Here is a 4,479-nt window from a genome sequence, read left to right as displayed (position 1 = left end):
GCGCACTTGCGTGCATCCGCACCCCACAGCAGACCCACCAGCGGCTGGTTACGCGCCACCAGCGCACGGATAGCGCACTCGGTGATCTCCTCCCAACCCTTGCCGCGGTGCGAACCCGCATCAGACTCGCGCACCGTCAAAACCCTGTTGAGCAGCATGACGCCCTCATCAGCCCAACAGGACAGGTCGCCGTGATCAGCCGGGGCGATACCCAAATCGTCCTGCAGCTCCTTGTAAATATTGTTCAGCGAACGAGGCAGCGGCATGCCGCGGTGCACCGAGAACGACAGACCCATCGCATTGCCCGGGGTGGGGTAGGGGTCCTGACCAATAATGAGGACCTTCACCCTGCTCATCGGGCGGCGGAACGCATTAAAAATATCGGCGGCAGGCGGGAACGTGCGGTACCCCGCCGCGTGCTCCTCACGCAGAAAAGCTCCCATGGCGTGAATCTGCTCTTCGACGGGGGCGAGTGCTGCCGCCCAATCCTCGCTCATAATGCTGCTGAGGGGCTGGTTCATGAATCTCCTCGGGGAATCTCCTGGGGCTGATGCGACCCGGACAGTGACGGTGACGATGCCGGGTGCGGGATGAATGCTTCTCCTCTAGACTGAGGTCCTCTTCTAGGCTGGGTTTCTCTTCTAGACTAGGGGATGACGAATACACGCGCTAGGAGACGCCGGCTACGGCAGGCGAGCTACAGACAGGAGGGAACGTGTCAGGACAGGAACGAGCTGAAATTGTGCAGCCTGAGAGTCAGTCGGGAGTGGAGAACCAGCCGGAAGCACAGAATCGGCCGGAAACGCAGAGCCAGTCGGAAGCACAGAACCAACCCGGCGGCCTGACCCCGGTGGAGCGCCGCATCCTTGAGGTGGAACGCCGCCGCTTCAAGCACCAGGGCTCCAAAGAGAAGGCGATTATCGCCGCCGGATTCACCCCGATTGCCTACTATCAGCGCTTGAATGTGATGCTGGATGATGAGCGGGTACGTGCCGCAGCGCCGCAGATGATCGACGTTCTGCGTGCCCGCCGAGACGCTGACTAGGAGCTTGAACGAGGGAGCCGTGCGAGCTCTCCATCTCCTGCGTTCAACCCCGCACACCTCAAGCTCAACCAGAGATTGAACACTGTGTGGTGTCCGTCTTTTTCACAGCCGGTTGCGGGGCGTTCACGTTGGTTCTCGCTAGTTGAGACGGTACTCTAGGTACTAGAACACCAAGACCGCACCTCCCGCAGCCGTGCCCGCGCACCAGACAGGGAGGCACGGTATCAGCCGGTAAACAGAGACCCGTGAAATGAGGATAAATGAGCTACCCCCGCGACGAATTTGACGAGGTAGACGAAAATACCGCCCGCCGCGGAACCTACCGCGCGGTCAATGCTGACCCGGCAAAGAGCCCCAAGGGCGCTATCCCCCTGGTAGCTGCAGGTGTAGTCGGTCTGCTCGTTGGCGGCGCGATGTACGTGTACGCGCCGCGCACCGCCTCCCCGCAGTACTCGGCGTCCACCGCGAAGAGTAGCTCCGCGCCCGCAAGCGCGTCGGCGTCCTCTGCGCCGGCTACCGCGTCGGCAAGCCCCACGAAGACCGGTCTGGCTGAGTCCATCTCTGTGGCGGTCTACAATGCGGCGGCTCCGGCGGGTAGCGCATCCGGTGCGGCGGCGCTGCTGACCGGCTACACCATCAGCGAGACTGCAAACTACACGGGTGTGGCACCGGCAACCAGCGTGGTCTACTACGCTGAGGGCTACCAGTCGCAGGCGCAGAGTATCGCCTCGAAGCTGGGTATTACTCAGGTGCGTCAGGCAACCTCCGATGTGCAGATGGGCAACCACGAGGTCATCGTGATTCTGTCCTCGGATTACACCGGCTCCGCTGCTGCTGCGGAATAGGTTCAGGCGGTTGCCCGGGCGATTCTAAACCCGCGATTCTAAGCCTGCGAATCTAAGACCGCGCCCGCTGTTTCTGCCATAACGACTTCTGCTCAACCCCATCCGCGCAATTCCACTGATGCGCCGGGTGGGGTTGATGCTTTTAACGCCCCTCACGCACTCCGGGCGGGTACACCGTTAACGCCCCTTTTGGCGGGCTTAATGAGCGCAGATTAAGCACTGGGCGATTAACCCTTCAACCTTGGGCTTAAACGTTTGCTCCATGCCGGTGCGGGTGCCACAATTGATGTAGCGTTCGGGTGTTTTATGCCCTACTCTGCCGTGCCTCCGTAACGGGGGTGTTGTGGAGGGGTAGCCACCCGATTTTAGATGTACCGCACCCGCAAGGGTGAAGGAAGAAATCCGATCGTCCAGGAGGACACTTATGGCAAAGCTCATTGCTTTTGACGAAGAGGCACGCCGCGGCCTTGAGCGCGGTTTGAACACCCTCGCCGATGCAGTGAAGGTGACCCTCGGCCCCCGCGGCCGCAACGTTGTGCTGGAGAAGGCGTGGGGTGCCCCCACCATCACCAACGACGGTGTCTCGATCGCGAAGGAAATCGAGCTGGAGGATCCGTACGAGAAGATTGGTGCGGAGCTCGTCAAGGAAGTTGCTAAGAAGACTGACGACATCGCAGGTGACGGTACCACCACCGCTACCGTTCTGGCTCAGGCACTGGTCCGCGAGGGCCTGCGCAACGTGGCTGCTGGCGCTGACCCGCTGAGCCTCAAGCGCGGCATTGAGAAGGCTGTTGAGGCTGTGACCGAGGCTCTGCTCTCCTCCGCGAAGGAAGTTGAGACCGAGGAAGAGATCGCTGCAACCGCATCTATTTCCGCTGGCGACGCTGAGATCGGCAAGCTCATTGCTGAGGCAATGGAGAAGGTCGGCAAGGAAGGCGTCATCACCGTTGAGGACTCCAACACTTTCGGTCTGCACCTGGAACTGACCGAGGGTATGCGCTTCGACAAGGGCTTCCTGTCCGGTTACTTCGTGACCGACCCGGAGCGTCAGGAAGCAGTCCTGGAGGACCCCTACATCCTGGTTGTGAACCAGAAGATTTCGAACGTTAAGGACCTCGTTCCCGTCCTGGAGAAGGTCATGCAGTCCGGCAAGCCGCTGCTGATCGTTGCTGAGGACGTTGAGGGTGAGGCTCTGGCTCTGCTGGTGCTGAACAAGATGCGCGGCTCCATCAAGTCTGTTGCTGTGAAGGCTCCGGGCTTCGGTGACCGCCGTAAGGCTCAGATGGCTGATATTGCTATCCTGACCGGTGGCCAGGTCATTACCGAAGAGGTTGGCCTGTCCCTGGACGCAGCAACCCTGGACATGCTCGGTTCCGCTCGCAAGGTCGTTGTGACCAAGGACGAGACCACCATCATCGAGGGTGCAGGCGACGCAGCAGCTATCGAGGGTCGCGTGGCTCAGATCCGCGCAGAGATCGCTAACTCCGATTCCGATTACGACCGTGAGAAGCTGCAAGAGCGCCTGGCTAAGCTCGCCGGTGGTGTGGCCGTGCTGAAGGCTGGTGCCGCAACTGAGGTTGAGCTGAAGGAACGCAAGCACCGCATTGAGGACGCTGTGCGTAACGCTAAGGCTGCTGTTGAGGAGGGTATCGTCCCCGGTGGTGGCGTTGCTCTGATTCAGGCTGGCGTGAAGGTCTTCGACAAGCTGGAGCTGACCGGTGACGAGGCTACCGGCGCGAACATTGTGCGCGTGGCTATTGACGCACCGCTGAAGCAGATCGCTGCTAACGCTGGCCTGGAGCCGGGCGTTGTGGTTGACCGTGTTCGTTCCCTGCCTGCTGGTACCGGCCTGAACGCTGCGACCGGCGAGTACGAGGACCTGATGGCTGCTGGTATTGCTGACCCGGTGAAGGTGACCCGTTCGGCTCTGCAGAACGCTGCGTCGATTGCTGGTCTGTTCCTGACCACTGAGGCTGTTGTTGCGAACAAGCCGGAGCCCGCTGGTGCGGCTGCTCCCGGTGCGGACGGCATGGCAGGCATGATGTAATAACTTTTTGTCCCTGATGGGGCAAAAAGTTATGGAATCCGTGGCACGCGACGCGTGACACGGTGGTGAGATGCCGCTGGAAGCTAATCCGGCGTTATCTCAATCGCATCCGTATGAGGCGGGGGCGGCTACCCATGAGGGGTGGCCGCCCCCGCTTTTTCTGTGCCCATGTGCGGCTGAGCATCCTGCGTCTGTGATGGGTTGGCGGCGTGCCTGCCGGTGGAGGCGGTAGAATGGCTCCTTATGGAATGCGCCTATTTTCGTGATGACCTCTGCTCCTCCTGCCCCAGCATTGAGACCGCCTACACCGCGCAGGTGCAGGCGAAGCAGGAGCACGCCCGCACCCTGCTCGCCAACTACCCGCAGCTGCAGTGGCTGGATCCGGTGACCAGTGCGGAGGCGGGCTTCCGTAACAAGGCGAAGCTCGTGGTGGGTGGTTCGGCGAAGAACCCGACTCTGGGCATCGTGGATTACCGTACGGGCGCATCCACTGATCTTGGCGAATGCCCGCTCTATATGGAGCCGATTCAGGCGGCTATTCC

At 61.1% G+C, this 4,479-nt stretch carries 4 protein-coding genes and 1 pseudogene; 4 read left to right on the top strand and 1 reads right to left on the bottom strand.

Annotated features, from left to right (window positions below; genetic code table 11):
- Positions 1 to 521, bottom strand: a 521-nt coding sequence (locus Q0216_RS02445) for a uracil-DNA glycosylase (RefSeq protein WP_298592642.1), incomplete at its 3' end; no start/stop codon positions are given.
- A gap of 194 nt (positions 522 to 715) precedes the next feature.
- Between Q0216_RS02445 and Q0216_RS02440 the strand changes: the two genes are divergently transcribed.
- The 4 genes and pseudogenes from Q0216_RS02440 to Q0216_RS02425 all read left to right on the top strand — a co-directional run.
- On the top strand, positions 716 to 1,045 hold the full coding sequence (locus Q0216_RS02440) for a DUF3263 domain-containing protein (RefSeq protein ID WP_298592640.1): 330 nt from the start codon (positions 716 to 718) through the stop codon (positions 1,043 to 1,045).
- Between the two features lie 260 nt (positions 1,046 to 1,305).
- Positions 1,306 to 1,890, top strand: a complete 585-nt coding sequence (locus Q0216_RS02435; protein WP_298592638.1) for a LytR C-terminal domain-containing protein — start codon at positions 1,306 to 1,308, stop codon at positions 1,888 to 1,890.
- A 424-nt stretch (positions 1,891 to 2,314) separates the two neighbouring features.
- Entirely contained in the window at positions 2,315 to 3,937 is a 1,623-nt protein-coding gene (gene groL / locus Q0216_RS02430; protein ID WP_005504512.1) for a chaperonin GroEL, read from the top strand.
- A gap of 243 nt (positions 3,938 to 4,180) precedes the next feature.
- Positions 4,181 to 4,479: pseudogene (locus Q0216_RS02425) on the top strand (23S rRNA (uracil(747)-C(5))-methyltransferase); the annotation flags it as partial.

This window comes from uncultured Rothia sp., from assembly GCF_937976295.1.
Lineage (GTDB): Bacteria > Actinomycetota > Actinomycetes > Actinomycetales > Micrococcaceae > Rothia.
This window is presented reverse-complemented; position numbering and strand designations above follow the sequence as displayed.

Excerpts from the sequence above, each read along its gene's own strand:
- Q0216_RS02435 (WP_298592638.1), top strand. The coding sequence starts at position 1,306 with ATGAGCTACCCCCGCGACGAATTTGACGAGGTAGACGAAAATACCGCC.
- groL (WP_005504512.1), top strand. The coding sequence starts at position 2,315 with ATGGCAAAGCTCATTGCTTTTGACGAAGAGGCACGCCGCGGCCTTGAG.